General features: G+C 65.5%; 21 protein-coding genes and 1 riboswitch. Of the genes, 5 read left to right on the plus strand and 16 right to left on the minus strand.

Features of this window, described 5'->3' with window-relative positions; all coding sequences use genetic code 11:
- Both RIN61_RS21320 and RIN61_RS21325 read right to left on the minus strand, forming a co-directional pair.
- Complete coding sequence (locus RIN61_RS21320; RefSeq protein ID WP_112252389.1) at window positions 1-1,287, minus strand: sensor histidine kinase; 1,287 nt, start codon at window positions 1,285-1,287, stop codon at window positions 1-3.
- Window positions 1,284-2,024 (minus strand): response regulator, encoded by a 741-nt coding sequence (locus RIN61_RS21325; RefSeq protein ID WP_003250463.1) that lies wholly within the window; start codon window positions 2,022-2,024, stop codon window positions 1,284-1,286. Before RIN61_RS21325 ends, RIN61_RS21320 begins: the two co-directional genes overlap by 4 nt.
- Window positions 2,025-2,243: 219 nt before the next feature.
- Here RIN61_RS21325 and RIN61_RS21330 point away from each other — a divergent pair, with 219 nt between their 5' ends.
- Complete coding sequence (locus RIN61_RS21330) at window positions 2,244-2,519, plus strand: DUF2790 domain-containing protein (RefSeq protein WP_112252390.1); 276 nt, start codon at window positions 2,244-2,246, stop codon at window positions 2,517-2,519.
- The gene (locus tag RIN61_RS21335; protein ID WP_112252391.1) at window positions 2,509-3,039 is read left to right on the plus strand and encodes a thioredoxin family protein; all 531 of its coding nucleotides are present in this window, start codon (window positions 2,509-2,511) and stop codon (window positions 3,037-3,039) included. Before RIN61_RS21330 ends, RIN61_RS21335 begins: the two co-directional genes overlap by 11 nt.
- Window positions 3,040-3,170: 131 nt before the next feature.
- On the opposite strand, the gene RIN61_RS21340 is transcribed toward RIN61_RS21335, so the two are convergent.
- Window positions 3,171-4,019 (minus strand): shikimate dehydrogenase, encoded by an 849-nt coding sequence (locus tag RIN61_RS21340; protein ID WP_313853894.1) that lies wholly within the window; start codon window positions 4,017-4,019, stop codon window positions 3,171-3,173.
- Window positions 4,016-4,465, minus strand: coding sequence for a type II 3-dehydroquinate dehydratase (gene aroQ / locus RIN61_RS21345; RefSeq protein ID WP_112252393.1), 450 nt, complete (start codon window positions 4,463-4,465; stop codon window positions 4,016-4,018). Before aroQ ends, RIN61_RS21340 begins: the two co-directional genes overlap by 4 nt.
- A gap of 226 nt (window positions 4,466-4,691) precedes the next feature.
- On the opposite strand from aroQ, the gene RIN61_RS21350 reads away from it, so the two are divergent.
- Genes RIN61_RS21350 through RIN61_RS21360 form a run of 3 tightly spaced genes read left to right on the plus strand, consistent with a single transcriptional unit; the run spans window position 4,692 to window position 10,300 of the window.
- Complete coding sequence (locus RIN61_RS21350; protein ID WP_313853896.1) at window positions 4,692-5,945, plus strand: TolC family protein; 1,254 nt, start codon at window positions 4,692-4,694, stop codon at window positions 5,943-5,945.
- Window positions 5,938-7,137 carry an efflux RND transporter periplasmic adaptor subunit gene (locus tag RIN61_RS21355; protein ID WP_313853898.1) on the plus strand — a complete coding sequence of 400 codons (1,200 nt, stop codon included), beginning with the start codon at window positions 5,938-5,940 and terminating at the stop codon, window positions 7,135-7,137. The genes RIN61_RS21350 and RIN61_RS21355 overlap by 8 nt, the downstream gene beginning before the upstream one ends.
- Before the next feature lie 16 nt (window positions 7,138-7,153).
- A complete protein-coding gene (locus RIN61_RS21360) occupies window positions 7,154-10,300 on the plus strand; it encodes an efflux RND transporter permease subunit (protein WP_313853900.1) in 3,147 nt (1,048 codons plus the stop codon).
- A gap of 134 nt (window positions 10,301-10,434) precedes the next feature.
- On the opposite strand, the gene RIN61_RS21365 is transcribed toward RIN61_RS21360, so the two are convergent.
- From RIN61_RS21365 to RIN61_RS21420, 12 genes are all read right to left on the minus strand, one after another.
- Complete coding sequence (locus RIN61_RS21365; RefSeq protein ID WP_207878358.1) at window positions 10,435-11,772, minus strand: MFS transporter; 1,338 nt, start codon at window positions 11,770-11,772, stop codon at window positions 10,435-10,437.
- A 134-nt stretch (window positions 11,773-11,906) separates the two neighbouring features.
- The gene (locus RIN61_RS21370; protein ID WP_313853903.1) at window positions 11,907-12,041 is read right to left on the minus strand and encodes a hypothetical protein; all 135 of its coding nucleotides are present in this window, start codon (window positions 12,039-12,041) and stop codon (window positions 11,907-11,909) included.
- 31 nt (window positions 12,042-12,072) lie between these two features.
- Window positions 12,073-14,223 carry a TonB-dependent receptor gene (locus tag RIN61_RS21375; protein ID WP_112252398.1) on the minus strand — a complete coding sequence of 717 codons (2,151 nt, stop codon included), beginning with the start codon at window positions 14,221-14,223 and terminating at the stop codon, window positions 12,073-12,075.
- 70 nt (window positions 14,224-14,293) lie between these two features.
- Window positions 14,294-14,704, minus strand: coding sequence for a DUF2946 family protein (locus tag RIN61_RS21380; protein WP_207878362.1), 411 nt, complete (start codon window positions 14,702-14,704; stop codon window positions 14,294-14,296).
- Between the two features lie 173 nt (window positions 14,705-14,877).
- Entirely contained in the window at window positions 14,878-15,654 is a 777-nt protein-coding gene (locus tag RIN61_RS21385) for a ParA family protein (protein WP_112252399.1), read from the minus strand.
- Between the two features lie 264 nt (window positions 15,655-15,918).
- Window positions 15,919-17,490, minus strand: coding sequence for a sensor domain-containing diguanylate cyclase (locus RIN61_RS21390; protein WP_112252400.1), 1,572 nt, complete (start codon window positions 17,488-17,490; stop codon window positions 15,919-15,921).
- A 78-nt stretch (window positions 17,491-17,568) separates the two neighbouring features.
- On the minus strand, window positions 17,569-18,048 hold the full coding sequence (locus tag RIN61_RS21395; RefSeq protein WP_313853909.1) for a hypothetical protein: 480 nt from the start codon (window positions 18,046-18,048) through the stop codon (window positions 17,569-17,571).
- Between the two features lie 140 nt (window positions 18,049-18,188).
- Entirely contained in the window at window positions 18,189-19,529 is a 1,341-nt protein-coding gene (locus tag RIN61_RS21400; RefSeq protein ID WP_112252402.1) for an OprD family porin, read from the minus strand.
- 16 nt (window positions 19,530-19,545) lie between these two features.
- Window positions 19,546-20,325 carry an ABC transporter ATP-binding protein gene (locus RIN61_RS21405; RefSeq protein WP_390899151.1) on the minus strand — a complete coding sequence of 260 codons (780 nt, stop codon included), beginning with the start codon at window positions 20,323-20,325 and terminating at the stop codon, window positions 19,546-19,548.
- Window positions 20,326-20,330: 5 nt separating this feature from the next.
- Window positions 20,331-21,347 carry a FecCD family ABC transporter permease gene (locus RIN61_RS21410; RefSeq protein WP_313853912.1) on the minus strand — a complete coding sequence of 339 codons (1,017 nt, stop codon included), beginning with the start codon at window positions 21,345-21,347 and terminating at the stop codon, window positions 20,331-20,333.
- Entirely contained in the window at window positions 21,347-22,357 is a 1,011-nt protein-coding gene (locus tag RIN61_RS21415; protein ID WP_313853913.1) for an ABC transporter substrate-binding protein, read from the minus strand. Before RIN61_RS21415 ends, RIN61_RS21410 begins: the two co-directional genes overlap by 1 nt.
- A gap of 111 nt (window positions 22,358-22,468) precedes the next feature.
- Window positions 22,469-22,666, minus strand: a riboswitch (cobalamin riboswitch).
- Between the two features lie 28 nt (window positions 22,667-22,694).
- Complete coding sequence (locus tag RIN61_RS21420; RefSeq protein WP_313853915.1) at window positions 22,695-23,861, minus strand: acetyltransferase domain-containing protein; 1,167 nt, start codon at window positions 23,859-23,861, stop codon at window positions 22,695-22,697.
- Between the last annotated feature and the right edge of the window lie 28 nt (window positions 23,862-23,889).

Below are 23,889 nucleotides of genomic sequence, written 5' to 3' on the forward strand. Positions count from 1 at the left end.
TCATTTGAGTTCGATCTGCGCGCACAGCCCGCCGCTTGCCCGGTTACTCAGGGTCAGCCGACCGCCCATGGCCTGGATCAGCTGATGGGCAATCGCCAACCCCAGCCCGGTACCGCCGGTGCTGCGGTTGCGTGAGCCTTCCACGCGATAGAACGGCTTGAGCACTTCATCCAGTTCGCCACCGGGTATACCTGGCCCGTTGTCGAGCACGCGGATCACGGTCATGTCACCCTCGCGGCATACTTCCAGTTCGGCAGCGCCGGCAAACTTCAGGGCGTTGTCCACCAGATTCACCAGCACCCGGCGCAGGGCATGCGGGCGGGTTTCCAGCAGGCTGCCGCTGCTGCCATGGCGCTCGACCTGGGCGCCACTGTCCTGATAGTCGAACACCAGGCTGTCGAGGAATGCATCGAGGTTGACCCGGCACGGTGCCTCTGTGCTGGTGTCCATGCTGCGGGCATAGGCCACGCCTTCACGCACCAGGTGTTCCATCTCGCCAAGGTCGCTCCACAGCTTGTCTTTTTCCACCCCTTCGTCCATCACTTCGACACGCAGCTTCATGCGCGTGATCGGCGTTTGCAGGTCGTGGGAAATGGCCGCCAGCAATTGCATGCGTTCCTTGAGATAGGCAGCGATGCGCGCCTGCAGGGCGTTGAAGGCCGCGGCGGCGTAGCGCACCTCGCGCGGGCCGCTTTCATCCAGTTGCACGCCAGGCTTGTCCGGGTCGAGGTTGTCCACCGCGCGGGCCAGGCGGGTCAGCGGGCCGATCGCCAGGCGTACCGCCAGCCAGGTGCACAGCAACAGCACGGCCAACTGGATCAGCAACACCACGGGCAGCCAACGTGCCACAGGGACCGGCGATGGGGTTACGTCGATGGTCAGCGGTGCACCATCGGCCAGTGTCAGGTGTGCCTGGAAGTGCGCATTCGGGCCGGGGATTTCCTGGAAGGACAGGCGATAGTCGGCACCAATGGCCTTGACGATCGAGTCGGCGGCCATGGGCGGGTCGCTGGTCGGCATGGCTTCGCCCGCCAGGCCCTGGTCCAGCCGGTAGCGGTAGGTACGCCGCTCCAGGCGCGGCAACCAGGCGGCGCGTTCGGCCGCGGGCAGGCGATCGAGGATGGCCACCGAGGTGGCCACGTCCTGCTCCAGGGTGCTGAGCATCATCGAGCGGCTGCTGATGTAGCGCTCGTACGCCTGCAGGCCGAACGACAGGCCGTAGGCCAGCACCAGGCCGGTGAAGAAGATCAGTGCCAGGCGCGAGGCCAGGGTACGCGGCCACTTCATGATGGCGACTCGAGCAGTTGCACCGGCAGCGAGAATACGTAGCCCTCGCTGCGCACGGTCTTGATGCAGCTGGGCTCGCGGGCGTCGTCACCCAGGCGCTGGCGCAGGCGGCTGACCAGCAGGTCGATGGAACGGTCGAAAATGTCGGCTTCGCGGCCCTGGGTCAGGTTGAGCAACTGCTCACGGCTGAGTACCCGCTGCGGGTGGTCGAGAAACACCCGTAGCAGGCGGTATTCGGCACCACTCAGGGCTACCAGGGTGCCTTCGCTGTCGAGCAGGTGGCGCGCGGTGGTGTCCAGCCGCCACTGGCCAAAGCCGAGCAGGCGGCTGCTTTCGCTGATGGTCAGGTTGGGCGGCAGCATGCGCGTGCGGCGCAGCACGGCGTTGATACGGGCCAGCAGTTCGCGGGCCGAGAACGGCTTGGTCAGGTAATCGTCGGCGCCCATTTCCAGGCCGATGATACGGTCGGTTTCGTCGTTGCGGGCGGTCAGCATCAGCACCGGGGTATTGCGGTGCTTGCCGGCGCGCAGCTCGCGGCACAACAGCAGGCCATCGTCGCCGGGCATCATGATGTCGAGGACGATCAGGTCCACGCTGTTGGCTTCGAGAAAGGCACGCATCTGCCGGCCGTCGGCGACGATGCTGGTGCGCAGGCCGTTCTTCTTCAGGTAGTTGCCGACCAGTTCGCGGATTTCGCGGTCGTCGTCGACGATCAGAATGTGATCGACATGTTCCATGCGCTGCGTTCCTGTGCAAAAGGGATGGGCGCAGTGTACCGAGCGCGTTCGCGCTTGCCTGCGGGGCTTTGTATTGCAGTGTATCTCGCTCGTGTACAGACACAGGAGGAAGCACATCACAGCTTCGGGCGACACATGCGGGATACCTGGCCGGCGTGAAATGGCTCTCGACCGGGGAGCACGACTCCCCACCCTCAAGCGTTACACAGGAGAGATGCCATGAACTTCAAAACCTTCGCCCGTGCCAGTCTGTTCGCCGTGCTCAGCATCGGCGCCATTGCCGCCCAGGCCTCCACCATGCCGATGGACGACACCGGGGTCATGCAGTACCGCTACGGTGATCACCTGGACGTGAAGAAAGTGCTGTCGATACAGGATGACCAGAGCGACGCCTGCGGCCTGGTGAATACCCGCATGGACTACCTCGACTCCAAGGGCCAGCAGCAGAGCGTGCAGTATCGTACCTACGCCACCGGCGGTTGCCATGAAAATTGATCGCCGCTTGTTGGTTGGCGGAATTGCGGTGGTGCTGGCCGGCCTGGGCCTGGCCGGGCACCTGATGGCCCGCGACAGCTACGGTGCCATGCCGTCGCTGTCGGGCGCCAGCCAGTGGCTGAACTCGGCGCCGCTGGATGGCCCCGGGCTCAAGGGCAAGGTGGTGCTGGTGGACTTCTGGACCTGGGACTGCATCAACTGCCGACGCAGCCTGCCGCATGTGAACGAATGGGCGCGGCGCTATGCCGACCAGGGCCTGGTGGTGGTCGGCGTGCACACCCCGGAATACGACTACGAGCACGATGTGGTCACCTTGCGTGACAAGGTGACCAGGCTGGGGATCGGTTACCCGGTGGCGGTGGATAACGACTACAAGGTGTGGAACGCCTGGGGCAACCAGTTCTGGCCGGCACACTACTTTGTCGACCGCAAAGGGCAGGTGCGCCATGTGCACTTTGGCGAAGGGGATTATGGTGGGCAGGAACAGGTTATACAGGCGTTGCTGGATGAGAAAGGGTGAGTGGTCTGTGCCGGCCTCTTCGCGGCGGTTCGACGACTCGATGAACCCGCTCCCACAGGTACTGCACCGCTTGCAAGCTGTGCGATCCCTGTGGGAGCGGGTTCACCCGCGAAGAATCCAACAACGATCTGTCAGGTGAAACTGGCAAAATGCGCCTGCATCCGCGCCGCATCCGCCTGTCGCCCGCTGAACAGTTCGAACGCCTTAACCGCCTGGAACACGGCCATGTTGCTGCCATCCAGGGTGCGGCAGCCCAGTGCCCGGGCGGCGCGCAGCAGTTCGGTCTCCAGCGGGAAGTAGATGATTTCCGCCACCCACAGGCGCGCATGCAGCAGCTCCACCCGCAGCGGCGTGCCCGGCAGCTTGGCCATGCCCACCGGCGTGGTGTTGACCAGCCCGTCCGCCTCGGCCAAGGCCGTGGCCAGGTCGGTGCCGACCACGGCACGCCCGGCACCGAAATGGCCATTCAGGTTGTCCACCAGGGCCTGCGCACGGGCCGCGTCCACTTCGAACAGTACCAGCCGTTCGACCCCTTCACCCAGCAGGGCATGGGCGACGGCCGAGCCTGCACCACCGGCACCCATCTGCACAACCTGGCGCCGTGCCACATCCGGCAGGCCACGGCGCAAGCCTTCGGCAAAGCCCAGGCAGTCGGTGTTGTGGCCAACCCGCTTGCCGTCCTTGAGCACCACGGTGTTCACCGCGCCGATGCCGCGGGCTTCGTCCGACAGTTCGTCGAGCAACGGCAGGATCGCCTGCTTGAACGGGTAGGTGATGTTGAGCCCGGTGAAACCGGTGTGCTGGGCCGCGTCGAGCAAGCCGGGCAGGGCGCTGTCGTCCAGTTGCAGCTGGTCGGCATCGATCAGCCGATACAAGTAGCGCAGCGCCTGGGCATCACCTTCGTGCTCGTGCAGGGCTGGGGTGCGCGAAAGCTGGATGCCGCGGCCGATCAGGCCGGCGAGGATGGCTTGCTGGCTCATGCGCTGTGCTCCTGCAGCATTTCGGCGAAGTGGCTGAGGGCCATGCGGTAGCCATGGCTGCCCAGGCCGCAGATGACCCCGACGGCGATGGACGATACGAACGACAGGTGACGGAACGGTTCGCGCTTGTGCACGTTGGACAGGTGCACTTCGATGACCGGCACTTCGCTGGCTACCAGGGCATCGCGGATGGCCACCGAAGTGTGAGTCCAGGCACCGGGGTTGATCACGATGCCGGCGCAGCGGCCACGGGCGGCATGGATCCAGTCGATCAGTTCGCCCTCATGGTTGGTTTGACGGAACTCGATTTCCAGGCCGTGGGCATGGGCGGTATCGGCACAGCCCTTGGCCAGGTCGGCGAGGGTTTCGTAGCCGTATTGGGCAGGCTCACGGGTGCCCAGCATGTTCAGGTTAGGGCCGTTGAGCACGAGAATAATGGGCTTCATGACGGGCATCGCTTTGTTGTTGTTGGATGCGTTTAGTTTTGTACCGCCTGGTTAGTTTAGTCAATTGGACTAAACCGCTGCACCCGGAAAGTGGGCGATTATCGAACCCTCAACACACCCTCTGTAGGAGCAGCTGAATTACAAAATTGTAATTTTCCCGCCACCGCCCCGATAAGCACGGCTTTCTACAGTCCCTCGCCAAAGCTCGCCGACGAGGACCTGTTTCGTGCCCATCCCCCGCAAGACCGCCTTGCTCTGCCTGTTGCTGGCCGGCGCCGCCAGCGCCCAGGGCAACCAGAGCCTGAGCCTGCCCCAGGCGCTTGATGCCGCCTTTGCCCAGAACCCGGAGCTGGCCGCGGCTGGCCGGGAAATCGGCATTGCCGATGGCGAGCGGCGCCAGGCCGGGTTGATCCCCAACCCGGAACTTTCCTGGGAGGTCGAGGACACCCGCCGTGACACCGGCACCACCACTGTCACTCTCAGCCAACCGCTGGAGCTGGGCGGCAAGCGCGGCGCACGTGTCGCCGTGGCCGGTGCCGGCCAAGCCATTGCCAAGCTTGACCTGGAGCGCCAGCGCAACGGCCTGCGCGCCGATGTGGTGCAGGCCTTTCACGCGGCCCTGCGCGCACAGACCGCGCTGGAGCTGGCGCAGCAATCGCAGGCATTGACCGAGCGTGGACTGCGGGTGGTGCAGGGGCGGGTAACCGCTGGCCAGTCATCGCCCGTTGAGGCCACCCGGGCCCAGGTGCAGCTGGCTCAAGCCCAGGCCGAAGTGCGTCGTGCGCAAACCCAGCGCAGTGTGGCCTACCAGGCCTTGGCATGGTTGACCGGCAGCCCGCTGGCAAGCTTCGACCAGTTGCAGGCAGCCAACCTGTCCCCTGGTGATGCGCCCAGCGCCGACGGCCTGCTCGACCAGGTCGAGCAGACAGTCGAATGGCGCCTGGCCGCTGCCCAGGTCGAGCGCGGCGAAGCGTCCCTGGGTTCGGAAAAGGCCCTGCGCATTCCCAACCTCACCGTCAGCCTGGGCAGCCAGTACAGCCGCGAAGACCGCGAGCGGGTCAATGTGGTGGGCCTGTCGATGCCCTTGCCGCTGTTCGACCGTAACCAGGGCAACGTGCTGGCCGCGGCCCGCCGCGCCGACCAGGCGCGTGACCTGCGCAACGCCGTGGAGCTGCGCCTGCGCAGTGAAACCCGCAGCGCCGTGAGCCAGTGGGCCACGGCCATGCAGGAAGTGCAGGCCTATGACCGCACCATCCTGCCCTCTGCCCAGCAGGCCGTGGACACCGCCACACGCGGTTTCGAAATGGGCAAGTTCGCCTTTCTCGATGTACTCGACGCCCAGCGCACGCTGATCGAGGCGCGCGGGCTGTACCTCGAGGCGCTGGCCACTGCGACCGACGCGCGGGCGCAGGTCGAGCGGATTTATGGCGACCTCGATGGCCTGAGCAACAAATTGAACAGCAGGAGCAACAATGACTAATCCACGCAAGCTAGCCCTTCTGGCTGCCGCCATCGCCGCGCTTGGCCTCGGTGGCCTGGCCTGGACCGGCAACCTCGGCAACGCGTCGAGCACTGAAACCCGGCACGATGACCACGGCGAAGACAGCCAAGGCCACGGCGAGCAACAGACTGGCGAAGGCCACGAAGAGGAGGAGGGCAAGCTGCACCTGTCCACCGCCCAGATCGAGGCCGCCGGTGTGCAATTGGCCGATGCCGGCCCTCGTGAACTGGGCACCGCCATCAGCTTTCCGGGTGAAATCCGCTTCGACGAGGACCGCACCGCCCACGTCGTGCCACGCGTGCCTGGTGTGGTCGAGTCGGTGCAAGCCGAACTGGGCCAGGCGGTCAAGCGTGGTCAGGTGCTGGCGGTAATCGCCAGCCAGCAGATTTCCGACTTGCGCAGCGAACAGCAGGCTGCCCAGCGCCGCCTGGAACTGGCGCGCCTGACCTTCCAGCGTGAACAACAGCTGTGGCAGGAACGCATCAGCGCCGAGCAGGATTACCTGCAGGCTCGTCAGGCGTTGCAGGAAGCCGAGATTGCCTTGGCCAACGCCCGGCAGAAGGTCGCCGCCGTGGGCCCGGCCGGCGCCGGCAACCGCTATGAACTGCGCGCGCCGTTCGATGCCGTGGTGGTGGAAAAACACCTGACCGCAGGCGAGGTGGTCGATGAGACCAGCAATGCCTTCACCCTGTCTGACCTGAGCCGGGTCTGGGCTACTTTCGCCGTCGCCCCGCGCGACCTGGACAAGGTCACCACAGGCCGCAATGTCACGGTCAGCGCGCCGGACCTGGGCGCCCAGGTCGAGGGCAAGGTCAACTACGTCGGCAGCCTGCTCGGCGAGCAGAACCGTGCCGCCACTGTCCGCGCCACGCTGGCCAACCCCAACGGCGCCTGGCGCCCAGGCCTGTTCGTCAATATCGCGGTCAGCGTCGAACGCTTCGACGCCGCCGTGGTGGTACCGGAAAGCGCCCTGCAAACCTGGGAGGAGCAGACCGTGGTGTTTGCCCGTACCGAGGAAGGCTTCGAGGCCCGCCCGGTGAAGACCGGCCGCCGCGACGCCGGCCAGGTGGAAATCACCACCGGCCTTGCCGCCGGAACCCAGGTGGCCGCTGCCGGCAGCTTTGTCCTCAAGTCCGAGCTGGGCAAGGGCTCGGCCGAGCATAGCCATTGATCACGGGGACACCTGTATGTTCGAACGCCTGATCCAATTCGCCATCGAGCAGCGCCTGGTGGTGATGCTGGCCGTGGTCCTGATGGCCGCGATGGGTATTCACAGCTACCAGAAACTGCCGATCGACGCTGTACCGGACATCACCAACGTCCAGGTGCAGATCAATACCGCCGCGCCCGGCTATTCGCCGCTGGAGACCGAGCAGCGCATCACTTTCGCCATCGAGACCGCCATGGCCGGCCTGCCCGGGCTCAAGCAGACCCGTTCGCTGTCGCGCTCGGGCCTGTCCCAGGTCACGGTCATTTTCGACGACGACACCGACCTGTTCTTCGCCCGTCAACTGGTCAACGAGCGCCTGCAGGTGGCGCGTGAGCAGTTGCCCGCCGGCATCGAAGCGGGCATGGGGCCGATTTCCACCGGGCTGGGTGAAATCTTCCTGTGGACGGTGGAGGCCGAGCAGGGCGCGCTGAAGGAGGACGGCACGCCCTACACACCGACTGACCTGCGGGTGATCCAGGACTGGATCATCAAGCCGCAGCTGCGCAACGTGCCCGGGGTGGCCGAGGTCAACAGCATCGGCGGCCATGCCAAGCAGTACCTGATTGCGCCGGAGCCCAAGCGCCTGGCGGCCTACAAACTCACCCTCAATGACCTGATCGCGGCGCTGGAGCGCAACAATGCCAACGTCGGTGCCGGCTACATCGAGCGCAATGGCGAGCAGTTGCTGATTCGCGCGCCAGGCCAGGTGGCGTCGGCCGAGGACATCGCCAATATCGTCATCTCCAGTATCGATGGCACGCCAATCCGCGTCAGCCATGTTGCCCAGGTTGGCCTGGGCGAAGAGCTGCGCTCGGGCGCGGCCACCGAAAACGGCCGGGAAGTGGTGTTAGGCACGGTGTTCATGCTGATCGGCGAGAACAGCCGCACGGTGTCCCAGGCGGTCGCCGCCAAGCTGGTCGATATCAACCGCAACCTGCCCAAGGGCGTGGTCGCCGTTACGGTGTACGACCGCACCAACCTGGTGGAAAAGGCCATCGCCACGGTGAAGAAGAACCTGGTCGAAGGCGCCATCCTGGTCATCGCCGTGTTGTTCCTGTTCCTGGGCAACATCCGCGCTGCGCTGATCACTGCCATGGTCATTCCGTTGTCGATGCTGTTCACCTTCACCGGCATGTTCAGCAACAAGGTCAGCGCCAACCTGATGAGCCTGGGCGCCCTGGACTTCGGCATCATCGTCGACGGCGCGGTGGTGATCGTGGAGAACGCCATCCGCCGCCTGGCCCACGCCCAGCAGCGCCATGGCCGCATGCTCACCCGCAGCGAGCGCTTCCATGAAGTGTTCGCGGCCGCCCGTGAGGCGCGCCGGCCGCTGATCTACGGCCAGCTGATCATCATGGTGGTGTACCTGCCGATCTTTGCCCTGACCGGGGTGGAAGGCAAGATGTTCCACCCTATGGCCTTTACCGTGGTCACCGCCCTGCTCGGTGCCATGATCCTCTCGGTTACCTTCGTGCCGGCGGCCATTGCCCTGTTCGTCACCGGCAAGGTCAACGAAGAGGAGGGCCTGGTAATGCGCACGGCGCGTCAGCGCTATGCCCCAGTGCTGGCCTGGGTGCTGGGCCGGCGCAAGCTGGCGTTCGCTGCCGCCGCTACCCTGGTGTTGTTGTCCGGGGTTATGGCCAGCCGCATGGGCAGCGAGTTCATCCCCAGCCTCAGCGAAGGCGACTTCGCCCTGCAGGCCTTGCGCGTGCCGGGCACCAGCCTGTCGCAGTCGGTCGACATGCAGCGGCGCCTGGAACAGGCGATCATCGCCCAGGTGCCGGAAGTGGAGCGGGTGTTCGCCCGCACGGGCACTGCCGAGATCGCCTCCGACCCGATGCCGCCGAACATTTCCGATGCTTATGTGATGCTGCGCCCGCGTGAGCAATGGGCCGACCCAGGCAAGCCGCGTGATGAGCTGATTGCCGAGGTACAACGTGCCGCCGCCAGCGTGCCGGGCAGCAACCATGAACTGTCGCAGCCGATCCAGCTGCGCTTCAACGAGCTGATTTCCGGGGTACGCAGCGATGTGGCGGTGAAGCTTTTCGGTGATGACATGGATGTGCTCAACCGCACTGCCGCGCAGATCGCCAGCAGTCTGCAAGGCGTGCCGGGCGCGTCCGAGGTAAAGGTCGAGCAGACGACTGGCCTGCCAGTGCTGACCATCGATATCGACCGCGACAAGGCAGCCCGCCATGGCCTGAACGTGGGTGATGTGCAGGGCGCCATTGCCATTGCCGTGGGTGGCCGCACGGCCGGTACGCTGTACGAAGGTGACCGCCGTTTCGACATGGTGGTACGCCTGTCGGAAACCCTGCGCACCGATGTCGACGGACTGGCCAGCCTGCTGATTCCGGTGCCGGCCAATACGGCTGCGGGTGCCGGGCAAATCGGCTTTATCCCGCTGTCGCAGGTAGCCACGCTGAACCTGCAGCTAGGGCCGAACCAGGTCAGCCGCGAGGATGGCAAGCGAGTGGTGGTAGTCAGCGCCAACGTGCGTGGGCGTGACCTGGGCTCGTTCGTCGAGGAGGCCGAACAGACGCTGATCGAGCAGGTGCAGATACCGCCGGGTTACTGGACTCGCTGGGGCGGCCAGTTCGAGCAGCTGCAGTCGGCGGCCAAGCGCCTGCAGGTGGTGGTGCCGGTGGCCTTGCTGCTGGTCATGGCGCTGTTGCTGATGATGTTCAACAACCTCAGGGATGGCCTGCTGGTATTCACCGGCATCCCGTTCGCCCTTACCGGCGGGGTGCTGGCGCTGTGGTTGCGGGACATTCCGTTGTCCATTTCCGCTGGCGTGGGGTTCATTGCCTTGTCGGGCGTGGCGGTGCTCAACGGGCTGGTGATGATTGCCTTTATCCGTGGCCTGCGGGAAGAAGGGCGCACGCTGCGGGCAGCGGTCGAGGAGGGCGCGCTGACGCGCTTGCGGCCGGTGCTGATGACGGCACTGGTGGCGTCGCTGGGGTTCATCCCGATGGCCTTGGCTACCGGCACCGGGGCCGAGGTGCAGAGGCCGCTGGCGACCGTGGTGATTGGCGGGATTCTGTCGTCCACCGCACTGACTTTGCTGGTGTTGCCGGCGTTGTATCAGTGGGCGTATCGGCGGGAAGAGGTGCAGGAGGGTTGAGCGTTTTGGGGCTGCTTTGCAGCCCATCGCGACACAAGGCCGCTCCTACAGGGGATCGCATCAGCCGCAAATTGACGCAATCTCTTGTAGGAGCGGCCTTGTGTCGCGATGGGCCGCAAAGCGGCCCCAAATTCTCAAACAGTACGACGAGCCCCAGCTCTTGCACTGTCGCCCCTAGCCTCATCATGCAACGAAATCCGCGAAGTTTCCGGCAACGCCAACCCGCCCGCCAGCGCCACCAGCGCAATCACCACCAGGTAGAACGCCGGTGCCAGGCTGCTGCCGGTCTGCCCGATCAGCCAGGTCGCCACCAATGGCGCGGTGCCGCCAAACAACGTATAGGCCACGTTGTAGGTAATTGCCGAAGCGGTATAGCGGGTGCGGGTAGGGAAGCTTTCCGACAGCAATGCCGCCGTGACCACGCCACTGCACAACGCCCCCACCGCCAGCAGGATCACCCCCAGCAGCGCACCGGACATCGAGCCGGAGCTGGCCAGCCAGTACGCCGGGAACACGCACAGCATCACCCACAGGCAGGTAAAGCCGATGGTCTTGCGCCGCCCGACGCGGTCCGAGAATGCCCCGGCCAGCGGGCAGCCGACCGCAGCGAACAGCAGCGCCACGGTGGTCACCAGCAGTGATTGCGCGCGGGTCAGGTTGCCGACCAGTTGCAGGTAGGTGGCGAAGTAGGTGGTGAACATGTAGAACGACAGCGCGGTCAGCGAGATGAAGGCACCCAGGTTGCGGATCGTTCGGCCATGGTTGCGCAGGGTTTCCTTGAGCGGCGAATGTTCATGCTCCTTGCCTTGGGCGATGGCTTCGCGGAACGCGGGGGTTTCTTCCATGCGCCAGCGCAGGTACAGGCCAACCAGCCCCAGTGGCGCGGCGATCAGGAACGGTATGCGCCAGCCCCAGGCATTCATCGCCTCGGCCGACAGGCTGGCTTCCAGGCCATAGGCGATCACCGCCGCGCAGGCAAAGGCGGAAAAGGTCGACACCGGCACGAAGCTGCCATAGAAGGCGCGCTTGTCGTTGGGCGCGTGCTCCATCAGGTAGGCGCAGGCCCCGGCATATTCGCCACCGGCGGAAAACCCCTGCAGGCAGCGCGCCAGGGTCAGCAGCGCAGGGGCTGCCAGGCCGATGCTGGCGTAGGTCGGCAACAGGCCGATGAGGGTCGTGGAGCCGGCCATCAGCAGGATGGTCAGCGACAGGATGCGCTTGCGCCCCAGGCGGTCACCCAGCGCGCCGAACACGATGCCGCCCAGCGGGCGCAGGGCGAAGGCCACGGCGAACACCGCAAAGGTCTTGAGCAAGGCCACGCTGGCGTCTTCGCTTGCGAAGAACTGGCTGGCGATCAGGGTAGCGAGAAAGCCGTAGACGGCGAAGTCGAACCATTCGACGAAATTGCCGATGGCCGAGGCGGCGATCACCCGGCGCAGGGTGGCGGGGGATACCTCGTGAGGTGCGGGCATGCGAGTGCTCTCCGGTTCCATTGGCAGGCATGATGAAAGTGGCGCGGTCGGGCCGCGCCATCATTGTTGTGCTTGTCAGTAGATAACCGGGCGCTGCAGGGCGCTTTGTCGAGGGCGACCTCGGGATGCCTGATTCAACCACCAGCTATGCAGCTGACGCAGGCCTTGTAGGAGCGGCCTTGTGTCGCGATCGGGCTGCGCAGCAGCCCCAGGATCTTGAAGTAGGCGCAGGCATCGCCGGGGCTGCGTTGCAGCCCTTCGCGACACAAGGCCGCTCCTACAGGAACGCGGGCAATAAGCTCAGAAACGCATATCCAGCGCCAGTTCGAAGGTACGCGGCGGCCCCATGTAGTACTGGCTGTTGTAGGCCTGCTTGGCATACACCTCATCGGTCAGGTTGCGTACCCGCCCGGTGAGCGTGGTGTGTTCATCCAGCCGGTAGCGGGCGAACGCACCGAACAGGGTGTAGGCCGGGGCCTTGAGGCTGTTGGCATTGTCGGCATACACCGAGCCCACGTAGCGCCCGTCCGCCCCCACCGACCATGCCGGGGTCAGGCTGTAGGTCAGCCACAGGTTGGCGACGTTGGCGGGTACGTTCACCGGTGCGTTGCCCTTGCGCGACACCGATACACCGTTGACGGCCTCGTTGAACTCGTCGTACTGCGCATCGACATAGGCATAGTTGGCCTCGGCCAGCAGCTTGGATGTCACCTGCAGGCGCCCGGACAACTCGACACCCCGCGAGGTCTGCTGCCCGGCCTGGACCGTGAGGTTGGCGTCGTTGGAGTCGCGCACGGCAAAGTCCTTGCGCACGATCTGGTACAGCGCCAGCGTGGCCGCGCCGCGCCCGTCGAGGAAGTCGAACTTGCTGCCCACTTCCCACTGTTCGCCCTTCGACAGGTCGAACAGCCCGACGTTGGAATAGGTCGCTGCTGCCAGCGAGCCGGCCGGCAAGTCGGCAGAGGTACTGTACTGTGCATAGACGCTGGCGGACGGGGTCAGCGCATAGGTCAGGCCGATACGCCCGGAAAGCGGTTCCCAGCGCCGTTCGAAGAACGCCGGCGAGGTTGGCGTTACCGCGCCGTAGTTGGTCACCTGCATGTCCAGGTAGTCGTAGCGCAGGGCGGTCAGCAAGGCCAGGCGTTCGGTGAGTTGCACGCGGTTTTCGGCAAACACCGCGCGGTTGGTCACCTCGTGGCGGCGTTGCTTGGTAAGGCCGGCGTTCACCCCGGGGATGTCGTCGAAACTGCCGGGGTCGAAGTGCTCGGCATCGACCACATCGCTCCAGCTGCTCGAGGTGGGGTAGAGGGTCTGGCGCATGCGCGAGTACTCCAACCCCAGCGACCACTGGCTGGCCAGGCCGAACAGCTGGTTGTCGTGGCGCAGCTCGATGCGGTCGCCCAGCAGGTTCTGGTCGTGGCGCTGCAGGTAAGGGCTGCTGCGCTGTACCTTGTCATCGTTGGTGTAGCTGTAACGTTCGAGGTTGCGGTAATCGCGCTGGGCGTTGTAGTGGTACAGCGTGTTCTGCACGCTGGTGCTGTCGCTGAGCTGGTAGTCGAGGATCGAGCGTAGCCAGCGTACCCGCTGCTCATAGCGCCCGTCACCGACGTTGTAGTTTTCGAAGCGGCGGCTGTTGTCGATCTTCATCGTGCTGCGCCCAGGCAGGATCGGCGAGCCCCAGTAAGGGCTGTCTTCGCGGTCTTCCTGGTATTCCAGGGCCAGGGTGTGGGTGAGGTTCGGCGTGAGGTCGCTCAGCAACGAGAAGGCCAGGCTGTCGGTGTGCCGTTCGTTGCGGTCGATGTAGCCGTTGCCATGCCCACGGCTGAAGTCCAGGCGCATGAAGTGGCGGGCATCGGCGGGGTTGCTGGCCAGAGCCTGGTTGATGCCGAACGCCACTTCGCTGTCGTCGAAGCTGCCGTAGCGGATGCGGCCATCGATGGTCTGCTGATCGCGGCTGGCCAGCTTGGTGATGTAGTTGATCGAGCCGCCCACCGCGCCCGCACCATGCAGGAACGACGACGGCCCGCCAATCAGTTCGACGCGGTCGAGTACCCAGGCATCCACGGGCCGTGTGGCGCTGCTGTAGCCCAGGTTGATGCCGTTGTACAACTGGGTAACCTGGTTCTGGGTAAAGCCGCGATAGGCGACGAAGCCGCCAAAGCCGGGGTTGGCCGAGGCGTTGACGCCGGTCATGGCGTTGATCACGTCCTGGCTGTCCTTGGCGCCGCGCTCTTCGATCAGGCGGCGGTCCGAGACACTGACCGAGGCCGGCGTTTCCCGCGCGGTGAGGGCCAGACGCGAGCCGGTGCGGATCGGCTCGTCCAGTTGCACGCCGCTGGCGGCGTCGCGTTTACCGTCGATGGTGGTGGCGTTCAGTTCCACCGGGGCAGCATCCGCCCAGGCAAGGTTGCAGGTGCCCATGAGGAGCACCAGGGAGGTATTGCGAAGCATGTTGATGTGTCTTCCACGCAAAGGTCATGGCTGACCGCGAGCGCGCGCAGTCAGGCGCGCCCGGCTGAGGTCAGGCGAAATGAAGTACGGCTGCGGGGAAAGCGACGGGGGAGGCGCGGGGGTTGAGGGCGGGGCGTTGATAGCGCGGTGGCGGTTGCGCCCAGCTGCGCACCACTATGGGCGAGGTGGCCACGGTTTGCGCCGGGGTGAACGACCAGCCGCTGCTGCTGAGCGGTACGGCCATGCCGAACGAGGAGCACACCGGGCAGTCGAGCTGTGCCATGTGCTGGTCGCCGCCGGCGCCATCCAGGTCGATGGCTACGCCGTGTTCGCTGTTGATCGAGCAGAAACCGCCTTCCAGGCCGGCCAGGCGCAGGCCACCCATCTGGCCATGGTGCAGGCCGCACAGAACCAGGCTGAACAGGACGCTGGCGTAGAGCGTCCAGGCGGTCAGCGTGCGGGTGTGCCGGGTGGTTTTCATGACGGCGAATCTACCACCCGGACGAACGGTCGGGTAGTGCTTCGGGATTGATATTTTGGGGCCGCCTTGCAGCCCATCGCGACACAAGTCCGTGCACAGCTTTCAAAGGCGGCGCGGTCTTTGTGTACCGGCCTTGCGTCGCGAAAGGGGCGCAAAGCGCACCCAGGGTTCTGTCAGGCCGCACGCTCCAGTACATCCAGCAAATCGACAAACTCCAGCGCCAGTTTATGCCGCGGCGCCAGATGTACCAGTGGCACCGAGGCCTGGTGCGATTCACGCATCTTGATCGAACTGCTCAGGTACACCGGCAACACCGGCATGCCTTCACCGCGCAATTGCTCGACCAGGGTCTGGTGCAGCGCGGTGCGCCCGGCGAACTGGTTGACCACCACACCTTCCACTTGCAACGTCGGGTTGTGGTCCTGGCGCAGTTCTTCGACCTCGGCCATGACGCAGTGCAGGGCCTGGCGCGAGAAGCTGTCGCAGTCGAACGGGATCAACAGCCGCTCGGCCGCCACCAGTGCGCTGAAGGTATAGAAGTTGAGCGCCGGCGGGGTGTCGATGTAGATCCGCTCGTAGTCCTCGCCCAGTTCCACCAGCAGCTTGCGCAGCTTGTTGATCTTGAACTTGCTCTCCAGCTTGCCTTGCAGGTCGCTGAGGTCGGGGCTGGCGGTGATCAGGTGCAGGTTGCGGTAGCGGGTTTCGGTGATCGCAACCCGGTGCTTCTTGCCGGCAGCGGTGACTGGCGACAAGGTCTGGCGGAAGAAATCGGCGATGCCGGAAGGAATGGCGTCATTGACCAGGCCGGTCAGGTAATAGGTGGCATTGGCCTGCGGGTCAAGGTCGACCAGCAAGGTCCGGTAGCCTTCGGCGGCACTGGCGGCGGCAAGGTTGCAGGCGATGCTGGACTTTCCGACGCCACCTTTCTGATTGAAAACCACACGACGCATGAGACGCTCATCCATGAAGTGAAAATGTCAGGCTGGGGTCAATCCTATGACCGAAACAAGACAGTTTTATGACAATGAATGTTACAACCTGCCAAGTTCATTGCTTCATGTGGCGATAGGTTTGCCTTGAGCTGTGTAGTGTCTGTTCGGGCCCTTTCGCGGGTGAACCCGCTCCCACAGGTTATGCACCGTCCTTGAGGGCAGTGGGGGACCTGTGGGAGCGGGTTTACCCGCGAAGAGGCCGGAACAGGCAGGCAAGGGCGCTCAGGCAACCACCACCCGATTGCGCCCCTCCTGCTTGGCCCGGTAAAGCGCCCGGTCAGCCTCGCTCAACGCATCCCCCGGTTCGCTCTCTGCCTCGCCATCCCAATGCGCCACTCCCAGCGACACCGTCACCGCCCCCACCGGTTCCACCGGCGTATCCTGCACCGTAACCCGCAGCCGCTCGGCCACCACTGCCGCAACGTCCAGGCTGGCCCCCGGCAGCAGCATCAGGAACTCCTCGCCGCCGGTGCGGCACAGCAAGTCGCCCTCGCGGCAGCAGCGGCGCATCAGTTCCGCCAGCCGACGCAGCACCTGGTCTCCCACCTCGTGCCCGTGGCCGTCATTTACTCGCTTGAAATGGTCGACATCCAGCACGATCGCCGCAAACGCCCGACCCTCGGCTTCCAGCAACGACAGGCTGAACTCCAGGCTACGGCGGTTGCCCAGGCCGGTCAGCGGGTCGGTCTGGGCGTCACGGTTGAGCCGGCCGATGCGTTCATGCAGCAGGTTCAGCCCGAATAGCAGCGCGCGCTTCAGCTCGGCCGCCTCGAAGTACCAGGCCGGTACCCGATGCAGGCGCTCGGCAGTGCCGGCCCGGTCCATCGAGCGGGCGCCGGCGGCCAGCTGCCACAGCGGGCGGGCGATGGTCATGGCCAACCACCACAGCAGCACGCTGCCCACCAGTGCCAACGGCACGGAGGTGCCGACCACGCTGAGGATCAGGTGGCTCAGTGGCGTCACCGTCTGGGTCAGCGGCTGCTGCGCCACCACGCCCCAACCGGCGCTGGGCACGGTGGCGAACCCGGCGAGCATTTCCACGCCGAGGCTGTTGGACAATTGCCGGGTACCACTGCCCAGGGTCGCCAGCTGGTCGATCAATGCGTTGCCTTCAACCACCGTACCCACGCGCTGGCTGTCGGGGTGGTACAGCAGGCGGCGGTTGCGGTCGACCACGTACAGGTAGGAACCGTCCTTGTAGAAATGCTCGCCCAGCAGGCTGTTGAGGATGTTGCGTTCACGCAGGTACAGGCTGCCGCCGACATACCCCAGGTAGCGGCCGTTGCTGTCGAAAATGGGTTGCGACAGCGCCACCACCAGGTTGTTGGCCGCCGACATGTAGGGCGTCGACACCAGTGGGCGGCGCGCCTGTAGCGCCTCCTGGACACCGGGCGAGTGCATGTGGCTGCCGACCAGGTGCCGCAAGGGCGGGGGGGAAATCGCGAGCAGTACTCCGTCGGCATCGATCACGAACGTGGAGTTGAAAGCCATGCTCTGGCTCAGGACGCGCTCGGTCTCCGCCTGCAGGGCGACGGCGTCACCCAGCTGTCGGCCTTGCACGCCGGCGCTGAACGACAGCTGCTGCAAGGCGTTGCCGATAAAGGTCTCGGTGATGCTGGCCAGCTTCATCGCATACACCCGGTTGGCTTCCAGGGCATGGTCGATCAGCAGCTGGCGTTGCACCCGGTAGCTGGCGAAATAGCTGGCGCACAGCATGACCACGGCGGTAAGGGCGCAAAGCACCAGAATGAGTGTGCGTAGATCCAGACGCAGTCCGTGCTTGGTGTGTGGCAATCCTGACCTCGAGTGATCGAAAAACAGCTACGAAATGGGAACAACCTTACGCCTTGTGAGCGCAGTGGGGAACCGCGTTCAGGAGCCCGCGTCTTCCAGCGCGTCCAGCTCGTCTTCAACCTGTTGCATGCGCTGCTCGGCCAGGGCCTGCACCTTCGCGTCGCGGGCCGATTCGCGCATCAGGGCGGTGAGCTTCTCGCTCAGGCGCTTGCCTGCCTCGGTGTCTTCCAGGGCGCGAGCCTTGGCCGGGTCCTGGGTGGCCTCGACGATGGTGGCGAACTCGGCATCGCTGAAGTTCTTTTCGCTGTACAGGCGGAACAGGTCCTGGCGCTGGTCCTCGACCGTCAGGTGCTTGCGCAGCACGCCCTGGATCGTCGCCTGCGACAGCTGCGGGTGCGTGCGGCCGAGCAGCGCGGCCATGCGCTCGATGTTGTGCGTGTAGGCATCCTGCAGCGGCAGTTGGGACAGGATCTGTTCTTCGCGGGAGGGTTTCTGATCGCAGGCGGTGAGGGCTGCAGCCAGCAGCAGGGGTAACAGCAACTTCTGGAGGCGAGGCATGGCGTGGCCTGGTTGGGCAGTGGGTGCTGGCGATTATACGGCAGTTGGGTTGCCTGATGGATTTTGGGGGCCGCTGTGCGGCCTTGTGTCGCGAAAGGGGCGCGCAGCTGCCCCAGAATTTTTTCAGGTCACGCGAAACATCAGAACCCACCCCCCAAGGGCCATTCCACCGCCAACCGTATCTGGTCCCCATCCAGCTCCGCCTGCGCCGTATTGCCCCGATGCACGTTATGCCGCAACGAAAACACGGTGCCCTTGGCCTTGCCACCCTGCACCACATACCGTGCCTCGAGGTCGCGCTCCCAATGCTTGCCCCCCTTGCCATACCCCAGGTACGCGTAGCCGCCCGCAGGGTCGACATGGCTGCCGTCGATATCGAACCCGCGCACGTACAATGCCGTCAGGTTCAACCCCGGTACGCCGTAGGCGCCCATGTTCAGGTCATAGCGCGCCTGCCACGACTTCTCGTTCGGTGCGTTGAAGTCCGACATCTGCACCGCATTGGCAATGAAGATCGCCCCTCGCGTCACGTAGTCGAACGGCGTGTTGCCGTCCACCTGCTGCCAGCCCAGGCTGAAACCGTGCGGCCCGTGGTCGTAACGCGAGACCAGGCTCCAGGTGGTGTTGTCGATGCGCCCGGACAGCGCCTTGCCGGTGTCGGTGGTGCGGTACAGGTTGAGGTCGAGAGTGAGGCTGCGGCGTTCATCAAGGGCATGGCTTAGGGTGCTGCCCAGGTAATGCTGGTTCCAGCTGTCCTGATAACGTGAGGTGTACAGGCTGCCGCTGAAGGCGGCACCGGGGTTCCACACCACGCCGGCCAGGTCGAAGCTGTTGCCCTGGCGGCCATTGGAGTAGTTCACCACGAAGCCCTGGTCATGGCTGGAAGCGTTGCGGTCGGCGCTCTCGTTGAAGTGCCCGGCAACCAGCCTGAGGTTGTCGAACTCGGTGCTGTCAAGGAAGAACCCGGTTGCGGTCTCGGGCAGCAGGCGGCTGTCGGAGGAGCTGAACACCGGGGTCTTGACCCGTTGCTCACCGTAGGACAGCACGGTATCGGACATGCGCAGTTTCACTGCCGCGCCGGCACGGCTGTATTCGTTTTTCGGGTGCCCCTCGTTATCCACCCCGAGCAAGCGTGCCTTGCCGACGCGCCCGCCGCCGCTGTCGAGTTGCACACCCAGGTAGGCGTGGGCGTCGACCCCGACACCGATCAGCCCCTGGGTGAAACCGGACCGGAAGGTACCCATCAGGCCATAGGCCCATTCCTCGGCCTTGCCGCTGCGTTCATTGCGCGGCTTGTAAGCGTTGCGCCCGGCACTGTTGCGCCCGCCATGCTTGTAGTCGCGTTGGTCGAATACGCTGCGGTTGAGCAGGCTCCAGCGGCTATCTTCGATGAAGCCGTTGCTTTGCGACTGGGCGGAGTCGGCCAGCGCTGGGGGCGCGAGCAGGGCGCTGGCAAGCAGCAGGGCGACAGGGCGCGGCATGGGCAGAACTTCCTGTTCAGGGGGCGCGAAAACGCAGGATGCGCGCGCCGTCGAAGGGGTCGATGAGGTAGTGGGCGTGCACGCCGAAGGTGTTCAGCAGGCGCTCGGGGGTGAGCACCTCGAGCGGTTTGCCCAAGGCGACCAGGCGGCCCTTGTCGAGCACCGCCACGCGGTCGCAGGTGAGCGCCTGGTTGAGGTCGTGCAGGGCCACCAGGCTGGTCACCGGCAGGGCCTGCACCTGTTGCAACAGGCTCAGCTGGTGCTGGATATCCAGGTGGTTGGTCGGCTCGTCCAGCAGCAGCACCTGCGGCCGCTGTGCCAGGGCACGGGCGATGTGCACGCGCTGGCGCTCGCCACCGGACAGCGACCCCCACAGGCGTGCGCGCAGGTGCAGGGCATCGAGGTCGGCCAGGGCCTGCTCGACGATTGCGTGGTCTTCCCGAGAGAATGGCGCCAGCGCCGACAGCCAGGGGGTGCGGCCCAGGGCAACGGCGTCGAACACGCTGATTGCATCGAGGGTGTCGGCCTGCTGTTCGACCAGTGCCAGGGCCTGGGCGACACGGCGGCGGGGCAACCGTGCCAGTGGTTCGCCCTGCAACCGCACGCTGCCGCTGCCTGGCTTGCGCAGCCCGGCCAGCACTTTCAGCAGCGAGGATTTGCCGGAGCCGTTGGGGCCGACGATACCCAGGGTCTCGCCGGCGACAACGCTCAGCTCGATAGCGCTGAGCACGGTGTTGCCGGCCAGCTGCAGTCCCAGGTCGTGGCAACTCAAGGGGGCCATCCGTAGCGTCGTCATGACCGTCATGGGTGCCCCCGGCGGCTGACCAGGATCAGCGCGAAGACCGGTGCGCCAAGCAGCGCGGTGACCACGCCAACGGGGACCACCTGGCCAGGGATCAAGGTGCGCGACAGGATGTCGGCGGCAATCAGGAACAGGGCCCCGCCCAGTGCGCTGGCGGGCAGCAGGCGGCTGTGCCCGGGGCCGAGCAGCAGGCGCAGGGCATGGGGGATCACCAGCCCGACAAAACCGATGGCGCCGACGATGGACACCATCACGGCGGTCACCAGCGCCGCGCAGCTGATCAGCAGCAACTGGGTACGCCGCACCGGGATGCCAAGCGACGCCGCCGAGTCGGCACCGAAGGTGAAGGCATCCAGGGCACGGCGATGCCACAGGCACACCAACAGCCCGAACAGTACAACTGGCACGGCCAGCCACACCGAAGGCCAACGTACGCCACTGAGGTTGCCCAGCAGCCAGAACAGGATGCCGCGCGCCTGCTCGGCAGTAGCCGACATGGTGATGAGGAAGGCGGTAAGGGCGTTGAACAGTTGCGAGCCGGCGATCCCGGCAAGGATCACCTGGGCGTTGTTGTTGCTGGGGCCGGCTGCCCTGGACAGCACCAGTACCAGAGCGAACGCTGCCAGGGCGCCGATGAAGGCGCCGCCGGACATGCTCAGCGCCAGGCTGCCGAAGCCCAGCAGGCCGACCAGCACCGCACCGGTCGAGGCGCCTGCAGACAACCCCAGCAGGTAAGGCTCGGCCAACGGATTGCGCAACAGTGCCTGCAGGATCACGCCGCAGGTGGCAAGGCCTGCGCCGCAGGCCGCAGCGACCAGGGTGCGGGGCAGGCGGTAGTTCCAGACGATGCCGGCGTCGATCAGGTCGACCGGATAGCCGGCCTGCCACAGGTGGTTGGCCAGCACCTGGCCGACTACGCCGGGCGCCAGGTTGGTTTCACCGATGGCAGTGCCGGCCAGCAGGGCGGCCAACAGGGCGGCCAGGGCAACGGCGATACAGGGTAACAGGCGCATCATCATTGGGCTGCTTTGCCGCTGGCGAAGGCGGCGGCCAGCGTCTGCACGCCGCTGAACAAGCGAATGCCGGCCTGCATGGCGTCGGCGTCGAGGATGACGATGCGATCGTGCTTCACCGCGTCCATGTTGCGCGTTACCGGGTCGCTACGCAGGAATGCCAGCTTCTTCTGGTAGTCATCGGCGGGGTAGCGGCGGCGGTCCATGCGGGCAATGATCAGCCACGAGGGGTTGGCCTTGGCCAGGGTTTCCCAGCCTACGGTCGGCCACTCTTCGCTGGACTCGACCACGTTGCGCACGCCGAGGGTACGCAGCATGAAGTCGGCGACCCCCTGGCGGCCCGCCACGTAGGGGTCGATGTGCAGGTCGGCGCTGGAGAACCAGAACAGCGCCGAGGTGGCGGACAGGTCCTTGCCGGCCAGTTGCGCCCTGGCACTGTCCAGGCGGCCTTGGAGCTCGGCATTCAGGGCCGAGCCACGGTCCTGCACGTCGAAGATTGCCGCCAGCTGGCTGACGCTCTTGTAGATGGTATCGACCTGGAACGCCTGCAGACGGGTGCCATCGGCACCCACCAGGTTGTCCTTGCCTTCGCAGTCCGACGGCAGCAGGTAGGTGGAGATGCCCAGTTCATCGAACTGCTCGCGGGTGCCGACCACGCCCTGGGCGCCGACCATCCATTCGAACTGCACCGTCACCAGCTGCGGGCGCTTGCCCACTACCGCCTCGAAGCTGGGCTCGTTGTCGGCCAGGCGCGGCACCTTGGCGTTCTGCACCTGGTACTCGGGCAGCACGTTGTTGAACCACAGCGAGGTGGCAGCCAGTTTGTCGCCCAGCCCCAGCGCGTAGAGCAGCTCGGTACTGGCCTGGCCAATGGTGACCGTGCGTTGCGGCGCCTGGGCGAAGGTTTGCGGCTTGCCGCAGTTGTCCAGCGTCAGCGGGTAGTGGGTGGCAGCAGCCTGGGCCAGGCCGGTGAGGCCCAGGCCGGCGAGCAGGGTGGCAAAACGGGGCAGCATGCTGGGCGATCTCCTATCGGACAGTTCGGGTGAGGAACGCACGGACAGGCATCGCCGAGCCCCCGCTGGTGGCAGGGGCAACACTGATGGCCAATCCCGGACACCCCGCCGGTTGGTGAATGTAGGCCGGCAGGTCTCCTGACTGGTGCGTCATCGCCTGGCTCCGGCCTTCCCGGGTTCGTGGCCCAGTGGCATCGATGGAGCAGGCTCGGCACCTACAGTTGCGGGGGCAGTTCCGTTTGGCCCGAATTGGCGGGCCTGGGATTCCCTATTGTTTCCGTGGTGGAAACCGGCGGCCGGCATGGTAGACCATCGTGCCGCCGGGTGAAAACGCTTTTCAGAAGTACTTCAGCCAGGTGATGTCGCGCCGCCGCGCCTTCAGGCGGGCGAACCAGCGCACCGGCAGGTACAGCGAAACCGCGAGCAGCACTGCCGCCAGCCACACCGCGGCAATGCCGTCGAAACCGAAGTAGTCGCCATGGTTGCGGCCGAACAGCGCCAGGCTGGCCAGATACAGCAGCTTCAGCACATACAGGTGCAGCAGGTAGAAGAACATCGGTGCCGCACCGCACACCGCCAGGGCACTGATCCAGCGGGCCTGGCCGGCACGTTCGAAGGCGCGCAGCAACAGCAGGCCACTGCCCAGGGTCAGTGCCAGGAACAGCAGCGACGGCGGGTACTTGGTGATGTTGAAGAAGCTCATCAGGGTTTGCGTGACGGTCGGATAAGTGCTCCACGGCGCCTCACCGTAGCCGTTGACCAGGCGCAGCACGACAAAGCCCAGCAGCGCGATCAGCCCGGCCAGCAGCAGGCGATGCTGGCGTTGGCCGGCCTCGCTGCCACGGGCGAACCAGGGGCCCAGGCCGTAGCCCAGGGCGATGACACCGATCCACGGCAGCACTGGGTAGGAGGTGCGCAGGCGCAGGCTTTCGGAGAACTCCAGCCAGCCCCGGTCATGCAGGATTGCCCACGGCACATGCAGGGCGGATTCGGCGCCAAAGTGCAGGCCATCGAGCAGGTTGTGGCCGGCGATGATGATTGCGCCCAGGGCGATCAGGGCGGCACGTGGCAACCACACCAGCAGCGACAGGGCGATCATGCTCACGCCGATGGCCCAGATCACTTGCAGGTAGATGACGCTGGGTGGCAGCTGGAAGGTCCAGGCGAAGTTGACCAGGGTGAATTCCAGCGCCACCAGGAACAGCCCGCGCTTGAACAGGAACGCCGCGACATCGCTGCGGCCCTGGTGTTTCTCGCCGTACAGCCAGGCCGACAGGCCGGTCAGCATGACGAACACCGGCGCGCACAGGTGGGCCAGGGTGCGGCTGAAGAACAGCGACGGCTCGGTGGCGTCGATGGCCATCGGGTCGCTGACCTGGCGGTGCAGAAAGAAGGTTTCACGGACGTGGTCCAGGAGCATGAACAGGATCACCAGGCCGCGCAGGGCATCGATGCTCTGCAGGCGCTGGGTGAGCAGGGTGGGGGTGGCGCTGGCGCTTGTCATGGGAGGTCGCTGTTAGGAATCGATGTCA

The sequence above is a fragment of the Pseudomonas inefficax genome (genome assembly GCF_032164165.1).
Taxonomy (GTDB): Bacteria; Pseudomonadota; Gammaproteobacteria; order Pseudomonadales; family Pseudomonadaceae; genus Aquipseudomonas; species Aquipseudomonas inefficax.